This window comes from Streptomyces sp. NPDC046900 (assembly GCF_040644975.1).
Lineage (GTDB): Bacteria > Actinomycetota > Actinomycetes > Streptomycetales > Streptomycetaceae > Streptomyces.
The window spans coordinates 42496-60539 of record NZ_JBEYXD010000053.1 but is presented as its reverse complement, the minus strand read 5'-3'; the positions used below and the strand labels follow the sequence as shown (position 1 = coordinate 60539).

13 protein-coding genes are annotated in these 18044 nt (G+C 69.4%); 9 read left to right on the top strand and 4 right to left on the bottom strand.

Features of this window, described 5'->3' with window-relative positions; genetic code table 11:
• Positions 1-131: 131 nt before the first annotated feature.
• Both ABZ904_RS34900 and ABZ904_RS34895 read right to left on the bottom strand, forming a co-directional pair.
• Positions 132-1418: a S53 family peptidase gene (locus tag ABZ904_RS34900; RefSeq protein ID WP_361827920.1), complete on the bottom strand. Its 1287-nt coding sequence runs from the start codon at positions 1416-1418 to the stop codon at positions 132-134.
• An 80-nt stretch (positions 1419-1498) separates the two neighbouring features.
• The gene (locus ABZ904_RS34895) at positions 1499-3733 is read right to left on the bottom strand and encodes a hypothetical protein (protein ID WP_361002294.1); all 2235 of its coding nucleotides are present in this window, start codon (positions 3731-3733) and stop codon (positions 1499-1501) included.
• Positions 3734-4337: 604 nt separating this feature from the next.
• Between ABZ904_RS34895 and ABZ904_RS34890 the strand changes: the two genes are divergently transcribed.
• From ABZ904_RS34890 to ABZ904_RS34860, 7 genes are all read left to right on the top strand, one after another.
• Complete coding sequence (locus tag ABZ904_RS34890) at positions 4338-7856, top strand: S8 family serine peptidase (RefSeq protein ID WP_361001315.1); 3519 nt, start codon at positions 4338-4340, stop codon at positions 7854-7856.
• 301 nt (positions 7857-8157) lie between these two features.
• Positions 8158-9177 carry a winged helix-turn-helix transcriptional regulator gene (locus ABZ904_RS34885; RefSeq protein ID WP_361001318.1) on the top strand — a complete coding sequence of 340 codons (1020 nt, stop codon included), beginning with the start codon at positions 8158-8160 and terminating at the stop codon, positions 9175-9177.
• A gap of 340 nt (positions 9178-9517) precedes the next feature.
• Positions 9518-10549, top strand: coding sequence for a GlxA family transcriptional regulator (locus ABZ904_RS34880; protein ID WP_361001321.1), 1032 nt, complete (start codon positions 9518-9520; stop codon positions 10547-10549).
• 114 nt (positions 10550-10663) lie between these two features.
• A complete protein-coding gene (locus tag ABZ904_RS34875) occupies positions 10664-11677 on the top strand; it encodes a GlxA family transcriptional regulator (protein WP_361001325.1) in 1014 nt (337 codons plus the stop codon).
• Between the two features lie 143 nt (positions 11678-11820).
• Positions 11821-13104: a histidine kinase gene (locus ABZ904_RS34870; RefSeq protein WP_361001328.1), complete on the top strand. Its 1284-nt coding sequence runs from the start codon at positions 11821-11823 to the stop codon at positions 13102-13104.
• Positions 13104-13769 carry a response regulator transcription factor gene (locus tag ABZ904_RS34865; RefSeq protein WP_361001332.1) on the top strand — a complete coding sequence of 222 codons (666 nt, stop codon included), beginning with the start codon at positions 13104-13106 and terminating at the stop codon, positions 13767-13769. The genes ABZ904_RS34870 and ABZ904_RS34865 overlap by 1 nt, the downstream gene beginning before the upstream one ends.
• 189 nt (positions 13770-13958) lie before the next feature.
• Entirely contained in the window at positions 13959-14390 is a 432-nt protein-coding gene (locus ABZ904_RS34860) for an STAS domain-containing protein (RefSeq protein WP_361001334.1), read from the top strand.
• 67 nt (positions 14391-14457) lie between these two features.
• Here the strand turns inward: ABZ904_RS34860 and ABZ904_RS34855 are convergent, their stop codons facing one another.
• Both ABZ904_RS34855 and ABZ904_RS34850 read right to left on the bottom strand, forming a co-directional pair.
• On the bottom strand, positions 14458-15648 hold the full coding sequence (locus ABZ904_RS34855) for a HAMP domain-containing sensor histidine kinase (RefSeq protein ID WP_361827912.1): 1191 nt from the start codon (positions 15646-15648) through the stop codon (positions 14458-14460).
• A complete protein-coding gene (locus ABZ904_RS34850) occupies positions 15645-16301 on the bottom strand; it encodes a response regulator transcription factor (protein ID WP_361001340.1) in 657 nt (218 codons plus the stop codon). Before ABZ904_RS34850 ends, ABZ904_RS34855 begins: the two co-directional genes overlap by 4 nt.
• 279 nt (positions 16302-16580) lie before the next feature.
• Between ABZ904_RS34850 and ABZ904_RS34845 the strand changes: the two genes are divergently transcribed.
• Both ABZ904_RS34845 and ABZ904_RS34840 read left to right on the top strand, forming a co-directional pair.
• Positions 16581-17048, top strand: coding sequence for a hypothetical protein (locus ABZ904_RS34845; RefSeq protein ID WP_361001343.1), 468 nt, complete (start codon positions 16581-16583; stop codon positions 17046-17048).
• 213 nt (positions 17049-17261) lie between these two features.
• Positions 17262-18044, top strand: coding sequence for a DUF3152 domain-containing protein (locus ABZ904_RS34840; RefSeq protein WP_361827909.1), 783 nt, complete (start codon positions 17262-17264; stop codon positions 18042-18044).

Sequence of the window (18044 nt, the reverse complement as noted above, 5' to 3'; positions counted from 1 at the left end):
GCGGTGCGGTGTGTCGGGGGCCTGCCAAACATTCTTGCGGGTGGTGTGGTCGCCGCACGCCGGGACGTGCGGCGACACCTCGTCTCAAAGGCGTATGTCGATCATGCGCGGTTTCCCGGATGGGAGGGGCGTCAGAAGGCTCCGAGACCGTTCGGGGTGCCCAGGCCGGTGGGGCCGTCGTAGCCGGGGACCGCGTTGCACAGGTAGTCGCCTCCGCAGTCGTAGCCGGCGTTGGGGTATCCGTTGCTGCCGCCGGTGACGTCGAAGAGCTTGTCGGCGTGTGCGTAGAGCCAGGAGGCGTCGTTGATCTGTGTACCGTTGCCCGCCAGGGCGAAGACGCCGGCGATGATCGGCGAGGCGACGCTGGTGCCGCCGAACTTCAGCCATCCGCCGGAGGCGCCGAGGCCGTAGGTGTCGTAGACGGCGACTCCGGTGTCGGGGTCGGCGACGGCGGAGACGTCTGAGACGGTCCGCATGTCGCAGTGCGTGTCCTTCTGCCACGCGGGCTTGTCGATCCAGGCCGAGCAGCCGCTTCCGGCGCCGTACGCGGGGGCGCCCCACGCGGACTCGGTCCATCCTCGGGCGTTGGTCGCCCGCGTCAGTTTGGTTCCACCCACGGAGATGACGGTGCTCAAGGAGGCGGGTACCTGGGCCTGGTTGAGGAATCCGCTGTCACCGGAGGAGGCGAGGATCGGCACGCCGGGGTGGTCGTAGTGGGCGGCGTTGGTGAGGATGCTGCCGTCCTCGCCGCCGCCGTAGCTGTTGGACACCTCCGTCGCCCCGAGCCGGACAGCGGTGTCGACCGAGGCCCCCAGGTCCTCGAAGGTGGCGTCGTCCGCCTCCACGAGCAGGATGTGGCAGTTCGGGCAGGTCGCCGAGACCATGTCCAGGTCCAGGGAGATCTCTTGTGCCCAGCCGGCGTCGGCTGTGGGCAGGGATGTGGTGCTGCCGTGCTGGTCGACCTTCTTGAAGCAGCCGTTTGCCGTGGTGCAGGCGGGCAGTCCGTAGGTCTGGCGGTAGATGGCGAGGTCTGCCTCGGCGTTGGGGTTGTCGAAGGCGTCGACTATGGCGACGGTCTGGCCGGAGCCGCCCGTCGAGGGGAGTTTGTAGGCCGAGCGCAGGTCGGCCGGGCCGTATCCGGTCGGCATCGTGGCGGCGCGGGTGCCGGCGGCTGCGTGGGAGGCCCGCCCGCGCACGCCGCGGCCCCCGTGGATGTCGGTGCGGTACTCGGCCAGGCACGAAGCCCTGCCGGCTCGGGGGGCCGCGCAGGAACGGCTGATGTGGTTGACCGGGGTGGTCCGGGCGGTGGAGGCGGAAGGACGGTGCGTGGCGGAGGCGTCGGCGGATTGTGCGGCGCCGGCGAAAGCGGTGGTGGAGAGCAGGGCGGCCAGCATGACGGTGAGCAGCCGAGGTGTCACGTTATCTCCTCGAAGCAGGCGTAAGGCGAAGAGGGCCCACCCGACCCCCGAGCGGGTGGACCCGATGACGAGCTGTCAGGTCAGTTGACGGGCCCGACGGTGTATGCGTCCCAGACGGTCTCGGAGAACGAGCTGTGAGCCGTGTCGTGGGCCTGGATGCGGAGCACGGGCATGGTGCCGCGTGCGGAGTCCGGGTTGCGCCAGCGGAAGGCGTACACCTGGCCCCGGTGCTGGAGGAGGTGGGCCGTCTGCCATGTCGCGCCGTGGTCGAAGGACACCTGGACACTGGCTGTGGTCGGGGAGGACTTCGTCGGCGAGTTGTTGGCGACCTTCACGTGGAGCACGGTCGTCTTGTCCCGGCTGACACCTGCGTCATCGGTGTTCAGGCGGTGGGTCACGGAGAGGGCCGGCAACTGCTGGCAGGAGGGATCGGAGTCCTGGGTGCCACACATCTGCCCCGGCAGGTCGCCCTTGGTGGTCGCCTCCGACGGGAAGGTCCATTCCGTGTGCGAGTGCGTCCCGTGAGTGAACGAGTCGCCCGAGCGCTTCTGGTCGAAGACGATCTGGTACTTGTGACGGTCAGCCGGCACGTCCGTCAGTAGCGCGCCGTTGGATCCGTCCATGTCCGCGATGAGGTGATCGTCGAAATACAACTGGATGTTCTGGGTCGCCGACCCGGGACCGGGACCACCCGTGTGGAGTTCGTCGTCGCTGAGCGGATCGAGGTAGAACCTCATCTGGGTGCCCCAACGGCAGATGTTGCAGGCATAGCCGGGCTGCGGCAGGTGGGGGACAAGCGGGCCGTGTCCCCAGGTCACGGGTGCGTAGCGGTGGGGCTTGAGTGGGCCGGGGTGATGAATCAGAAAGGCTTCGGCCATGTGATGGTCCGACCACGGCATGACGACCCCGCCCCATCGGGTGTCGGGGCCGGTCAGGAAGTGCTCGTTGTAGGTTCCGGGAGCCGTGACATTACTGACCGGCCAGACAAGCTCGCCCTGTTGGTGGTCACCTACCGTCATCTCGGTCTGCAGCCCGACCGGGCGGGCGGTCGGCAGGTCGCTGGCGTAACGGTAGGGCACGGTGGCGAACCGGTCGTTCGCCGCCGTCCAGTGCTGGTTCGCTCGCACCTGATCGTCGGTGAAGACGACGTTGTAGGCATCGGAGGTGTGGCGGCCCGTCCCGAGCAGGCGCGCCTGAGCCGCGAAGAACAACTTGCCGACGTCGGCCGTGCCTTCCGGCTTCACCAGGAAGTGCGTGTCGCCGCCGGCGATGTAGTTGGCCGCGGTGCGCTTGCCGGTGGCGTCTTTCCGGCTCCAGTCGAGGGCGGTGTACTGGACCGTGGTCGGCTGCGACGTGCTCATCGTGACCGGGGCCGACGCGTCGCGGGCGTCCAGGGTCACGGAGGGATGCTGCGAGGGATCGTCCGAGATCACGAAGTTGTTCTGGGTGACCTGGCGCACAGCGGTCAGGTGACCGGTGTCGTCGAACGTGTCGTCGTAGCGGATGGCGGCGTAGTTCCCGGCCGGCAGACTGACTCTGGCCGTGCCGTTGATGACCGGAACCACCTCTGCGGCCCGGTTGAGGTCGTCGGCGTTGAGGATGAGGACCAGGGCGTAGGGGACCGGGTTGCCCGCGGCATCCAGGGCATCCACCCGTGTCGTTCTCATCGGGAAGTGCGGGGTGACGGTGCTGCCTGAGGTGGGGGCCGCCTGGCCGGTGGACAGTGAGGCAACTCCGCCCAGGAAGGCGGTCTGCCCCGGGCCCGCCTTGACGTTGGCCGCGTTCTGGGAAGTGAGTGCCTCGCCGAACAGGTGTGCCGTCTTCGGGGTGATGTACCCGTCCGCGCCGTCGGTGCCGGAGTCGGTCAGTACGACACCCGGTGTCGTGGGACGAGCCTGGCCGGTGTAGTCCAGGTGTACGGGGATCCGCACATCGGCGGAGTCCGCTCGGCCGTCCCTGATCATCTTGGACACGTTGAACAGGTTCAGGTCGAGCTGACGGCCGGCATAGGGCTGGGCCGAAGAGGGGATCACATAGGTGTCACCGTGCAGCGTGTACGTGAGGTAGCCGACGCCAGCGGTCCTGTTGAGCACGGAGACCCGCGGTGTGGCGCTGCCCTTCTGGGAGACGGCGACCTGATCGCCGGTCACCAGGGTGACCGTGTGGGTCTGCTGATCCGAGATCCCCGACGTCAGGGGCTGGACTGTCGGCGTTGTGGTTCCGGTCGTGGCCACGCCGAACGCCGGCGCCGCTGCGGGGACGAGGAGAGCGGCCAGCACGGCAGCTGCCGCAGTGCCTATTCGCCGTTTGCGCATCGAAGCCTCTCTTATGACAGGAGCATCCATGGACGAAGCTGCTCCAGCACGAACAAGTGGTCAGACATGCGCACGTGCTCGGACATGGGAAAGAAGGCACAGCCGAGTCCGCCCCAAACCGAATGCATCGTGCACTGATCTCGCCCAGCTTGCAGGGCGTACGGACACCAGGTCGAGACTTGGATCAAGGCGTACACCGGTCATGTCATATGTCTGCCAATCAGAATTCCTGCGCCGTGGGAAAACAGCGGCGGAAACGGGACTAGTAGTCACTGGTAGGCCCAAATTCCCTCTGATCGGGACATCGCCTGTGACGTCATGCCGTAACGAGTGAGGCATTTCTTTCCGACGTGCCCCTCTGGGCGACCCACCTCTGATGATTCCTGACATGTGGCCGCAGGATCGGCGGAGTTGCTGGCCTGGCCGGGGCGTGTATGGCCAGTTCCTGACGTGGCTCCTCTTCGCCACGCCAGGCTCTTTCGCGGACGATCTACAGCGTTGAAAGATGTCGCCGCCCGGCATGTGAATCCACGATTCCGGGCCTGTACCGGGACATGCGGCGCGGCTTTTGCCTGCCTGCTTGTGATCCAAGGAGTCAGTTCTGTTGAAACGTCTTCATATGGCCGCGGCGGCTTTCCTCGCCGCCGGTTCGCTGTGTATCGCCGCCGTGCCCGCCCAGGCCGTCGCGAACGCCGCCCGGATCGGCACGGGTGCCTTCGGCCACACGGCGAAAGCCGCCAAGCCGGCCCCGGCAGCCTCCGGCAAGTCCGCGACGGTCACCCTGGTCACCGGTGACCGCGTGCTCGTCCAGGGCCTGGGCACCGCCCACCCGAGAGTCGCGATAACGCCGGCCGTCATCCCCGGCCGTTCGACCTTCTTCAGCACCACGACCGGGAGCGACGGTCACGTCAGCGTTGTGCCGGGCGACATGATCCCGCTGATGGGATCGGTGCTCGACCCGAAACTGTTCGACATCACCGAACTGGTCCATGAGGGATACGACGACGCCCATGGCGCGGCTCTCCCGCTGATCGTGCAGCACGCCGCGGGCGTCCGCAGTGCGGCTGGCACCCTGTCCGGAACCAAGCTGCACGTGGTCCGGGAGCTCGGCAGCATCCACGCCACTGCGGTCCGTGAGGCGCGCAAGGACGCCGCGAAGGGTCTGGGCGCCTCCCTCGCCGAGGCCGGACGCGCAGCCCTGGCACGGCACCGCGCCATCAGGGCCCTGGCCACCGCGGGGCCGCTGGCCGGCGTGACCCATGTCTGGCTCGACGCCAAGGTGCATGCCGCCCCGGTCGCCAAGCACGCCTCGGTCAAGTCGGCTGCCGGGCCCTTGGACTGGAACCTCACCAAGATCAGCGCGCCTGAGGCATGGGCCGCCGGCAAGACCGGCAAGGGTGTGAAGGTCGCCGTCATCGACTCCGGCATCGACACCACCCACCCCGACCTGGCCGGCAAGGTCGTCGACGCCGCCAACTTCAGCGACTCGTCCGACACTCTTGACCACTTTGGCAACGGCACCTTCGTCGCGGGCAGCATCGCGGGTTCGGGTGCGGCTGCGGACGGTCAGCGCAAGGGCGTCGCATACGACGCGGACCTCCTGAACGCGAAGTTCTTGGACGACGCGGGCGAGGGCTCCCTGTCGGGACTCATGGCCGGCATGGACTGGGCTGCTCAACACGGTGCCAAGGTCGCCAACATCAGCGTAGCCGACGGCGTCGTCAGCGAGGGCGATGACCCCGTCAGCATGGAAATCAACAAGTTGACGGAGCAGTACGGCACGCTCTTCGTCGTGCCCTCCGTGCGGACATTGTCGGGGTCGCTGGCTCAGCCGGCGGGTGCGGCTGACGCACTCACGGTCGCATCGACCACCATGACGGATATGCTGGACCCCATGTCCGGTCGTGGCCCCGTATGGGGTGACAACTCCCTGAAGCCGGATATGGGAGCTCCCGGCGATCTCGTCGTCCAGGCGCGCGCCGCGGACGGTAGCGTCGGGGACCCGGTCGACCAGTACTACACCCAGCTGAGCGGCGCCGGGTTGGGGACTTCGCCCGTCTCAAGCGCGGCGGCAATCCTGGCCCAGGCACACCCGGACTGGACCCCGGCGCAGCTCAAGAGCGTCCTTCAGGAGAGCTCTGACGCCCCGCGAAGCAGCACCTCCGCCTACCAGATGGGTTCGGGTCGGCTGAACATCGGCCGCTCGCTTCAGGAGCAGGTCGTCCCGGACCGGGGTGCCTTCGACTTCGGGTACCTCGACTGCAAGACCTCCGGGTCGGTCTCGCGCCAGGTCACGCTCACCAACACCGGTGACACCGACGTGACCTATGACCTGAACGTCGATGTCGCGGACTCGAATCAGCAGCCGGCTGACCCCACAGCAGTCACCCTGTCCGCCTCCCGGATCACCGTTCCAGCAGGCAAGTCGACCTCCGTCAAGGTCACCGTCGATACAGCGATGATCGACGACGGCGCGTGGACCGGAAAGGTCGCGGCCACGCCCGTGGGCGCCGGCACAGCTCTGACTCTGCCGGTGGCAGTTTGGCGAGCGGCTGAGATGTGCCCGCTCCACATCTCCGCGGTCGACCGCAACGGCGCGCCGACCCCGTCGATCGTCCGGATCATGAACAGGGCCAACGGACTCTTCCAGGATGTGCCGATCGGTCCCGGCGGCAAGACGATGTGGTTCCAGCAGGGTCGGCACTTCGCCATGGTCGCGCGTATGGCGAGCGTGTCCGCCGACGGCAAGGCCGAGGGCGTTCTGTTGAACCTGCCCGACGTCTTCCCCTACAGCATGGACAACCTCGTCCTCGACGCACGCAAGGCCCACAAGTTCTCGGTCAGCATCCCGGGCCGCAAGGCGAATCCCAGCCTCGCTGAGGTCGGCGTCCATCAGCGGGCCGACAACGCGTTCAACTTCCAGACCGGGTCGCTGGTCGAGGACTTCGGCTCGCAGGACAGCCCTGTCGACCTGTACGCCGGCGACGGATCGGACACCGCGGCACCGGCAGGCACCACCCACACCATGCAGTACGTGCGGATGAACGACGCCGTTGTCGCCAATCGGCCATGGACCGCAACCACGGAGTACGACCTCAACTGGCAGGGGACCGCGTTCCCTGCAGATCTCACCCACACGGTCACCGGTCAGGACATCAAGGGTCTGGCGCAGATCGACACCGAATTCCGCCAGCCGGGCGCCTTTGGCGACCGGGTCTGGGAGGCCCGGGTGCCCGCGCTCGCCGGTGTCGCGATCCGGCAGCGCCTGACGGCTCCCAGCCACCGCACGGATTACGTCACTCCCGGGGTCGACTGGCTGCATGCGTTCCAGGTGGAAGGCTCCTACGCCGACGCCATTACGTTCTTCCAGAACGCTGCGGAGCACTACCTTCCGGGTAAGCAGAAGGAGGTCAAGCTCGGCGGACCGCTCACCCAGGCGGGCGAGGTCGAGGTTGACTGGGAGCCCGGGACCGGTGCGCGGAACATGCTCTTGAATATCAACCGGATGACCGACACCGCTGGGGACTCGGTCGCCGACTCCATTCCCGGTGTCGGCGAGGCCGACCGCCGGCGGCTCACTTACCAGCTGTGGCAGGATGGCGATCTCGTCTTCGACGACGAGCGGTCCGGCCCGGTCAGTTGGTTCATTCCGAAGGTCCCCACCAAGAAGACCGACTGGGTGCTCCACGGCGAGACCATGATGCAGCAGGAACTGGCTGGAGCGGGCACCGAGTCCAGCGCCACGTGGCACTTCACCACCGACATGACCTCCGCCGGCACCAAGACGTACCTCCCGCCGCTGCTCAACATCAACCTCCGTACGCCGCTTGACGGGTACGACAAGGCGGAGTTCGGGAAGCCGATGGAGATCGGGCTCGCGACGAAGCGCCTCGACGGTGTGACCGCCAAGATCGCCTCGATGACGGGCGCCTGGTCCACCGACGGTGGAGGACACTGGACCACTGCTCGCATGGTCCGTGGCGACGACGGTCAGTACCGTATGCACCTCCCCGCCGAGGCGCTGGTCAAGGGTGGCACCGTGGCCCTGCACGTGACCGCGAAGGACGCGGACGGCAACTCTGTCGACCAGATCCTCAACAACGCGTTCAAGGTCAAGAGCTGATCGCTTTTCCCCATGGGGGCCGATGGGCCGGGCTCAATGCCCGGCCCATCGGCCTTTTGGTACCCGTGAACACACTCAGGGGGCCGGGGACTGGCACAGTGGCCGGCCGCACACCCGGCTGATGACGTAGCGACGAAGCCGGCCCGGGGGATGACCCGGGGTGAGGCAAGGATGGCCCGCCGTGTGGTTACCGGCCCGATCAAGGTCTGTCAGCCTTCACGGAGCCGGGCAGCAGAGCTGCACACGACCGGGACGAGGCGGCGGACTGGGTGCTGCAGTGGCGTGAGCGGGTCAGGGAGGGGTGCAGGTCACCGTGGTGGATCAGGGGCCGGATCACAAGGCGGAGCCTGTTCTTGGCCCGCTGGGTTGCTCGCCGGGACAGGAGAGGGTCTATCTGACGCTGCTGGCGTTGGGCGGCGAGCACATCGAGCGGCTCGCCGGCGTCCTGGATCTGCCGTTGCCGGCCCTGGCCGAGGACCTGGCGGGTCTGGAAGCGCTGGGGCTGGTGGCGAGAGAGGATGCTGTGGACGGCGGCCAGTATGCGGCCATGGCACCCGATGTCGCGGTGGCGGCGGCGGTGATGCAGCGTCAACTGGCCCTGCTGAAAGTTCAGTCGCGTATCGACGCACTGATGCAGACCTACCGCGGACGTGCCGGCGGCTTCGAGATGCCGGCAGAGCTCGTCCACGGCCCCGGAGAGATCCGGGAGTGTTTCGTGCGCCTGCAGCGCACGGCCCGCCGGGAGGTACTCAGCTTCGCCCGGCTGCCCTTTGCCCTGGCACTGGAGAACAACGACACGGAGCTGGAGATGCTCGGCCGGGGTGTGCGCTACCGGGCCGTGTACGAGCGGGCCGTGCTGGCCCAGCCCGGCGCGAGTGAACACCTGCGCTGCTACCTCGATGCCGGCGAACAGGCCCGCGCCGCGACGGCCCTGCCCAGCAAGTTCGTCATCGCCGACCGCCGCCTTGCCCTGATCCCGGTGGGCGCGGATCAAGAGCCGGCCGCCGGCTGCCTCCTGATCCGCACGCGGGGGATCGTGGACGCCCTGGCCGCCCTGTTCGAGCAGGTGTGGGACCGCTCGGTACCCCTGCAGCGACACGAGCGGGCCGGACCGGACAGCGACGCGCAGGCCACCTTCAGCGGCGAGGACCTCGAGCTCCTCGCGCTGATGCTGGCCGGCCTGCCCGACAAGGCCCTGGCTTCCCAACTGGGGCTCAGCGTCCGCACCGTTCACCGGCGTATCCGCCGCCTGATGTCCCTGGCCGGCTGCACCACCCGCATGCAGCTGGGCTGGTACGCCGCCCGGGCCGGGCTGCTGTGAGAAGGGGGGAGAGCACGGGTGAGCCGGGCGGCATGCCGAGATGGCCCCGAACACCCGGCGGGAACGGCGCAGCACCACCGGGCCGGTGGCAGCGCTGATGAGCACGGCGCTTCGCGCAGCAGTGCCGGGGGATTGCGATCCCGACGATGACGGTTGCGGATGTGCGGGGTCTGTCGTGGCCGTGAGCTTGTGCCCCCCGTCGTCCGCAGCCGGCCGCAGGATGCCCAGCGCTTGCCCGGCCGGGGGATTCCCACCGTTTCGGCCCTCTCGCGGGCGATGGCCGGATACGAGGGGTATCGGTCCTTGCCCCGCCGTAAGGCCTGGCCCGACCCTTGCAGTCATGATCACCTCGAACGGCCCGGCCGGCGCGGACAGACGCCCGCGCACCCACCTCGTCGTGATGGTCCTCTACGACGGGGTGCAGGCACTGGACGTCACCGGGCCGCTGGACGTCCTGGCGGCCGCCAACGACCACGGGGGCCGCTACCGGGTGGTTGCCCTCTCGCCCGGCGGTAAGGAGGTGCGGACCACATCCGGGTTGCGGCTGGCCGCCGACGGGGTGCTGGAGGAGTGGTTGGGGCGGATCGGCACGCTCATGGTTCCCGGCAGCCCCAACTGGCACGTGCCCGTGGAAGACCACGGGCTGATCGGGGACTTGACGCGGCTGGCCCGCTCGGCCGACCGGGTGGCCTCGCTATGCGCGGGGGCCTTCCCGCTCGCGGCCGCGGGCCTGCTCGACGGGTGCCGGGTGGCCACCCACTGGCGGCAGGCCGACCAACTGGCCGCCCGCTTCCCGTCGGTACACGTGGACCGTGATGCGCTGTTCATCCGTGACGGACGGATCATCACCTCGGCGGGCGTCACGGCGGGCATCGACCTGACCCTGTCGCTGGTGGAGGAGGACCTGGGCCCCGAGGTGGCGCGTGCTGCGGCCAAGGACCTGGTGGTCTTCATGGCCCGGCCGGGCGGCCAGTCCCAGTTCAGCGTCCGGCTGCGCGCACGGTATGGCCGCAGCGCCGGCGTGCGGGCGGTGCTGGACGCCGTGACGGCCGCTCCCCAGGCGGACCACAAGCTGCCCGCGCTGGCGGCGCGGGCGGGGGTGAGCGTGCGCCACCTGACCCGGCTGATCCGTCAGGAGACCGGCACCACGGCCGCCCGGTTCGTCGAGCAGATCCGCCTGGAAGCGGCGCAGGGCATGCTGGAATCGGGCACCGACCCCTTGGACGTGGTCGCCCGCCGCAGCGGACTGGGATCGGCGGAGACGCTGCGCCGTGTCTTCCAGCGCGAGCTCGGTGTTTCCCCCGGCGCCTACCGCGCACGCTTTCGCAGCACGCAGCCGGACTGCCCCATGGCCTCCTCCCACCGCTCCTGACTTTGTTCGATCGATCCCAGACGCGCGGTGTGCGGCCGTAGCGGCGAGGGCGCCGGTCGCCGAGGCCTTTTGACCGGCTTGTGCTGGTTGAGGCGGCAGGGGGAGGATTTCCCCATGGACGGCAGGAGCGGGCCGCGCCGGCGGCCGCACCTCGTGGTGATGGTGCTCTTCGACTGCGTCCAGTTGCTGGATGTGACCGGGCCGCTGGAGGTGTTCGCCGCCGCCAACGACCAGGGCGCCTGCTACCGGCTGCTGACCGCCTCCTGCGGGGGGCGGGAGGTGGTGACCACGGCGGGTGCGCGGCTGGCGGCGGATACGGCCCTGGAGGAGTTCACCGGCACCATCGACACCCTGATCATCCCCGGCCGCTCCGACTGGCGCCGGGCGGTGTCCGACACCCCTCTCATCGCCGGGATCAGCCGCCTGGCCGGATTCTCCCGCCGGGTGGCCTCGGTGTGCGCGGGCGCGTTCCCGCTCGCGGCCACCGGGCTGCTCGACGGGCGCCGGGCGGCCACCCACTGGTGCCTGGCTGGTGAACTGGCCGAGCACTTCCCGCACGTTCAGGTCGATGCCGACTCCATCTTCGTGCGCGACGGGAAGGTCATCAGCTCCGCCGGTGTCACCTCCGGCATCGATCTGGCCCTGTCGCTGGTGGAGGAGGACTTCGGGCCGAAGGTGGCCCGCGCCGCCGCCAAGTACCTGGTGGTCTTCATGGCCCGGCCGGGCGGCCAGTCCCAGTTCAGCGTCCGCCAGGCCGCCCGGCAGCCCCGCCACCAGGTGGTGCGGCAGGTGCTGGACGACGTCACCGCGGACCCCGCCGCCGATCACAGCCTGGAGGCCGTGGCGGGGCGGGCCGGCGTGAGCGTGCGCCAGCTCACCCGGCTCTTTCGCGCCGAGGCCCAGATGACCGTGACCCGCTTTGTGGAGCAGATCCGCCTGGAGGCCGCGCAAGGGCTGCTCGAGTCCGGCACCGACCCGCTGGACGTCGTCGCCCGCCGCTCGGGTTTCGGCTCCGAGGAGACCCTGCGCCGCGCCTTCCAACGGGAACGCGGCATCACCCCCGGCGCCTACCGGGCGCGGTTCAGGACCACGCTCACCGCACAGCCGGCCCTGGCCGGGACCCACTGACCTGCCCTCCCTTTTCCATTCCGGCCCGCATATCCGGCCGTACTTCCCGCTGAACGGGCCACGTCTTCCTTTTCGCACCGGATGCGGAAATCCGTCGCAGCCCTTGCACGTTGCCGAGTCCGTAACGCGATAAAGGGGCCGCTTTGGGAGCTGTCATCGGCAGACGTTTCACTTTTCCACGAGAGGCGCGCGGGCACGGGCATCTCGATGCCCTCGCCCGGCGCCGGGTACCGCCCGCCGTGGTGGACCTCCTGCTCGCCCCGTTGCTCGCGGTGGCCGCCCTCGCGCAGGCCGTCGATCCCGCGCATCCGACCGGACGCGGCCTGGACGGGGTGGGCATCGCCTTGGCCTTGATGGTGGGAGCCCCCTTCGCGGTGCATCGCCGATGGCCGGGCGCCGTACTGTGGGCCGTCGGCGCGGCAGCGGCCGCGCTCCAGGCCCGCCACTCCATCCCCGCCCCGGCCGCCGGCGGGGGCGCCACCATCGGCACGGTGCTGCTGGCCGTCGCCGTGGCGGTCTTCCTCACCACCGTCCGCTACGGACGCTGCCCCACCTACCAGCTGCTGGCGGTGACGGCCCTGGCGGCCGGCAGCACCGAAATACTGATCGCCCCCGCCGACAGCATCGGCTCCGCCCTCACCGTGGACGTCCTCGTGGTCGCCGCGTGGGCCTTGGGATGCCTGGTCAGAGCCCGCCGCGCCATCGCGTCCGAAGCGCTCGAACATGCCGCCGCCCTCAAGCGGGAGCAGGTCGCACTGGCCCGCACCGCCGTGGTGGAGGAGCGCGCCAGGATCGCCCGCGAACTGCACGACATCGTGGCCCACCACGTGAGCCTGATGATCGTGCAGGCCATCGCCGCCGACCGCGTCCAAAGGACGGACCCGGCCAAGACCCATGAGATGCACGCCGCCATCGAAGCGACCGGCCGTGCCGCCGTCGCGGAGCTGCGGCGCCTGCTGGAACTGCTGCGCACCGAGGAGGACGAGGCGGTCGCCAGGCGCTCGCCGCAGCCGGCCCTCGCCGACATCCCCCCACTGCTGGACTCCCTGCGCGAAGCCGGACTTCGCGTGGAGTCCACCCACACGGGCACGGCCTGCCCGCTGCCGGCCGGCACCGAGCTCACCGCCTACCGGGTCGTGCAGGAAGCGCTGACCAACACGCTCAAACACGCCGGGCACACCCACGCCGCCGTCACCTTCGACTGGCAGCCGCACTGCCTGACCCTCACGGTGCGCGACGACGGCCCGCTCGCGCCCGCCACCGCCCGACCCGTGCCGCCCGGCGGCGGGCACGGCCTGGTGGGCATGCACGAACGCGTCACCGCCGTCGGCGGCACCCTCCACACCGGCCCACTGGCGCACGGCGGCTTCCTCGTCCGCGCCGACCTGCCCCTGACCCCACCCGACAACGAAACGGCCCAGCCCTGATGACTGCCACCCGCATCCTGCTCGTCGACGACCAGCCCATGATCCGCACCGGGCTCCGCCTCATCCTCGAAGCCGAACCCGATCTGACCGTGGTCGGCGAAGCCGGCGACGGCCTGGCCGCCATCGAGGACACCCGCAGCCTGCAACCGGACATCGTCCTCATGGACATCCGCATGCCCCGGCTGGACGGGGTGGAGGCGACCCGCCGCATCCTTGAGACCCAATCGGCGACCCGGGTGATCATCCTGACCACCTTCGACCTGGACGAACACGTCCTGGACGCCCTGCGCGCCGGGGCCAGCGGCTTCCTGGTCAAGGACGGCCCGGCCGACTCCCTCGTCGGAGCGATCCGCACGGTCGCCTCAGGAGAAGCGGTCATCTCACCGCGGGTGACCCGCCGGCTCCTCGAACGGTTCGCCGCACTCCCCGAACCGGTGCCCGCCCCGCCGAGCCTGGATGCCCTCACGGGACGGGAAATGGACGTGCTCAGGGCCCTGACCCGCGGCCTGTCCAACGCCGAGATCGCCGCCGAACTCTTCGTCAGCGAAGCCACCGTGAAGACCCATGTCGCCCACATCCTCGACAAGTACCACCTGCGCGACCGCGTCCAGGCCGTCATCCTCGCCTACGACACAGGACTCGCCCTGCCCTCCACCCGCCCCTAGGGCACAAGCACCAGGGAGGAGGAGGCCGCCACCGTCATCCCCACGAAGGATCTCCACCATCGCCACCTCGGCCGATGCCCCCGGACGCGGTGGAGCGCAGGCTGGATGCAGTCAACCGCCACGTCCCCGCCACCAGCAGCGAGCGCCACGTTGGACAGGCGGCCAGGAACCTCGAGGAAACAACACGTGATGACCACGAGCACGCTCGACCGTCCTGCCCTCGGCCCGACGATCTCCTGGCCGTGCCCGTCTCCTTTGCGCATCACCCTCCACATGGGGTCCGACTGCAGCATGCTCGTGCGCCTGAGCGGCGAACTGGACATCGCCACCAGCCCCGCGGTCAACAGCGCCCTCGACTTCTGCCTCAGCCTCGACCACAGCCACGGCGTGACCCTCGACGCGGCCGACCTCACCTTCATCGACGCGGCCGGGCTGCGCCCCCTGGTCCAGGCCCACACGCTCAGCAGGCGACGCGGCCAGTGGCTGCGCATCCAACCGGCGAGCACCGCGCTGTGCCGGGTGCTGACCCTGACCCGGCACACCCACCGGCTCCTTGACTGCACGGCAGCCGGCCAGGGCGACACCGACCGGGTTCTGCCCGGATCGCTGCCGCAGCACTGACCGCACCCTGGTGCACGGCGCCTCTCACCGGGCCGGGTGGCCGATGCCGCCGGAGTGCTGCAAGCCCTTAGCGTGCCCGCTGCTCCCGGTGGCCTGTCCGATTCCGGCCCGGTGTGGGGCAGGTGGGCAGTGTGGCGTTTACGTCCAGGCCGCCCTGCGGGCGGGCTTGGGCGTCCGCGTCTCCGTCGTGCACCCGGGCGACGGCCCGCACGATGGACAGGCCGAGCCCGCTGCCGCGGGCCGATCCCACCCGGTCGGTGAGCCGGCGGAAGGGTTCGAACAGCATGGGGACTTCGTGTGGGGCGACGACCACGCCCGTGTTGGAGACCGTGATCCGGGAGCCCTCGGCGGTGGTCTCGGTGCGCACTCGCACCCAGCCGCCGGGCGTGTTGTATTTGATCGCGTTCTCCACCAGGTTCCGGACCAGTTGTTCGAGCAGCACCGGGTCTCCGGTGGCGGGGGCGGCTGGCAACTCGGTGTCCAGGTCGAGGCCTTTCTCCTGTGCCTGGTGGTGGATTTGGCCCACCACGGTCCGTGCGATGTCCGCGAGGTCGACCGGCGCCCGGTCCGTTGTCGCGCTCTCGGCCCGGGCCAGGGTCAGCAGGGAGTCGATCAGCCGTTCGTGCCGGCCGTTGACGGCGAGGAGGTTCTCGCCCAGCCGGGCGATCTCCGGCGGCGCGTCGGGCCGTGCCATGGCCACCTCGACCAGGGTCCGTCCGACGGCGAGCGGCGTTTTGAGTTCATGCGCCGCGTTGGCGATGAAGCGGTCCTGGCCGGCGAATGCCGCATCCAGCCGGTCGAGCATGCTGTCGAAGGAGTCGGCGAGCCGTTTCACCTCGCCGGGGGGTTCGTCGAGGTCGATGCGGCGGTGCAGGGTGCGGCCGGCGATCCGTTCGGTGGTGGAGGTGATGCACTTGAGGGGACGCAGCAGCCGTCCCGCGACGAGCCAGCCCAGGGTGGTGGCGACCACCCCGACAGCGAGGACGGTGAGGCCGCCCTTGACCATCAGGTTGTCGTCCATCGAGTCGAGGATGATCTGACGGCTGGCGCCGTCGATGACGACGTACCCGTGCACCTGCACAGGGTCCCTGTCCTGGGTGACGACCGCGGGATAGTGCTGCTCGAGACTGAACTGCATGCTGTGGTGGACCAGGATCAGCGCCACCGCCAGCACCGCTGTCGCGGCGAGGAAGAACATCAATCCGAAGAACACGGTGAGCTGCAACCGCAGGTTGCCGCCCAGGAGTCGGCGTATCACCGGATCCGGTATCCAATGCTGGTGAGGGTCTCGATGACGGTCGGCTCACCCAGTTTGCGGCGCAGCGAGCGGATGGTGACCCGAACGACGGTCGTGAAGGGGTCGATGTGCTCGTCCCAGGCCCGTTCCAGGAGCGTCTCGGCCGAGACCGGCGCACCCTGCGCGCGCAGCAACTCCTCCAGCACGGCGAATTCCTTGCGGGACAGCGCGACGAACCGTCCGTCACGGAAGGTCTGACGCAGCGTCGGGTCCAGGCGGATGCCCGCACGCTCCAAGACGGGCGGTACGGCGGGACGTGAGCGCCTGCCCAGTGCCCTGACCCGGGCGACGAGTTCGGCGAAGGCGAACGGCTTGGTCAGGTAGTCATCCGCGCCAAGACCGAGCCCCGCGACCCTGTCCGCCACGGCGACGGAGACGGTGAGCATGAGGATCCGCACGTCGGCGCCGGCGGCGACCAGCTGCCGGCAGACCTCGTCGCCGTGAACACGGGGCAGGTCACGGTCGAGGACGACGACGTCATAGGCGTTCACCGCCAAGCGTTCCAGAGCCACGGCTCCGTCGTTTGCGACATCGACCGCGAACGCCTCCTGGCGCAGTCCCTCGGCGATCGCCTCGGCCAGTAGTTCTTCGTCCTCGACGACCAATATCCGCATTCACTTCCGCCCTGCGTGCCACACATTTCCTTTTCCCAGTATGCGTGTCCGATGTGAAATGGGCGTGAGCGCGGGCACTCACCGTGGATTCACGAGCGGGTGTATTCACTGCCGGACAACCGCCCCGGTGCACAACGAGTGCGACAGCGATCCGCCGGGGGCTTTTTTGAAAGGCGCGCGGCAGTGGTGTCAAGAAGGAAGCAAACCGGGGCTCTTGCGGTGGCGGGTGTGGCGACGGCACTTTTGGTGTCGGCCTGTGGCGGGGCCCCCAGCAAAGACATGGCCTTGGTCGGCGGGGCGGACAAGGACGGCGTCCAGGCGTCGGCCGGCGTCAAGATGAAGGACATCGACCAGTGGATCGCCTACACCCGCTGCCTGCGCGGGCACGGCCTTGACGTCCAAAACCCGCTGCCCGACCACGACCCGAACAAGCCCCTCCTGGTCGACTCGGCGGGCACACCACTGCCGGAGGAACCCAACCCGGCCTACGACGCCTGCAAGGATGTGCAGCCGCAGGAGACGGGGACCCCCACACCCCTGACACCGACGCTACTTCGGCAGGCCAAGGCGTTCGCGCTGTGCGTGCGCGCGGCGGGATTCACCAACTACCGCAACCCCGATCCCACCACCGGCAGCATGCCGTTTGACCGCGCGAAGTGGATCGAGTTGCGGCGGCAGCCCGGGTTCGACAAAGCTCTGCGCAAGTGCAGCCGCACGGTGGGCTTCGCCCTCCACATCCACGGATGAGCCGGCCTGCCCATGCCCACCCGTCACCCAGAACCCGCGGCCGGTCGCCGTTCGCGCTCCGGCGCCGCTCCACGTGAGCGCCCCCTCAACGCCGGCCGCGCCGCAGACAGAGCCGTAAGGCGCAGCAGCCGCCGCTTTGGTGACAAACCCGCCGCGCACCGTCGGCGCCGACGCCGACGCGCACGGCGCCGCCTGCCCGTCATACCGATCGTCGTGACAGCGGTGGTGACCGCCGCGCTCTACGGCGCCGGCCACATGCTGCTCGATGCCGGCACACCGGCCCCATCCGAGGGGATGACACCCCACGCCCCCGCCCGGCGCAGCACGCCCACCCCGGCGGTCTCGACCAGCACCCCGACCCAGCCGCCCCCGTCCCCGACACGAGCGACCGCTTCCCCGAGCCGAGCACCCGCTGTAGGGAAGCCGACCTATCCCGTCCACGGGCCGGGCACCTACACCTGGGCCAAGGGCAGCTCGCAACGCATCGGAACCGGCGGGACGTTGATGCGCTATGCCATTCGGCTGGAGGACGGCACACATCTCAACATCGCCGACGTGGCACAGGAGATCAGGGACATCTTCGCCGACCCGCACGGGTGGACCCGCCAGGGCGTGGCCTCCTTCCAGCAGGTGGACCCCCCCTACGACATGCTCATCACCCTGGCCTCGCCCGACACGACCGACAAGCTGTGTGCCCAGTGGGGCCTGGACACCGGCGGCGAGGTCAACTGCGGTGTCCGGCCGAATCTTGTGGTCAACCTGCGGCGCTGGATCGACCTGAGCCCCCAGTACGTCGGCCGCACCCGCGCCTACCACATGCTGATCATCAACCACGAGACAGGCCACGACCTGGGCTACGGCCACCGCACCTGTCCGGGCCCCGGCCTGCCGGCCCCGGTGATGATGCAGCAGATCAAGGGACTCAAAGGATGCACGGCCAATGCGTACGTGTACGACGACAACGGCCGGTTCATCGACGGCCCCAAGGTCCCCTGA

Excerpts from the sequence above, each read along its gene's own strand:
- ABZ904_RS34895 (WP_361002294.1), bottom strand. The coding sequence starts at position 3,733 with ATGCGCAAACGGCGAATAGGCACTGCGGCAGCTGCCGTGCTGGCCGCT.
- ABZ904_RS34880 (WP_361001321.1), top strand. The coding sequence starts at position 9,518 with ATGATCACCTCGAACGGCCCGGCCGGCGCGGACAGACGCCCGCGCACC.
- ABZ904_RS34875 (WP_361001325.1), top strand. The coding sequence starts at position 10,664 with ATGGACGGCAGGAGCGGGCCGCGCCGGCGGCCGCACCTCGTGGTGATG.
- ABZ904_RS34865 (WP_361001332.1), top strand. The coding sequence starts at position 13,104 with ATGACTGCCACCCGCATCCTGCTCGTCGACGACCAGCCCATGATCCGC.
- ABZ904_RS34860 (WP_361001334.1), top strand. The coding sequence starts at position 13,959 with ATGACCACGAGCACGCTCGACCGTCCTGCCCTCGGCCCGACGATCTCC.
- ABZ904_RS34850 (WP_361001340.1), bottom strand. The coding sequence starts at position 16,301 with ATGCGGATATTGGTCGTCGAGGACGAAGAACTACTGGCCGAGGCGATC.
- ABZ904_RS34845 (WP_361001343.1), top strand. The coding sequence starts at position 16,581 with ATGGCCTTGGTCGGCGGGGCGGACAAGGACGGCGTCCAGGCGTCGGCC.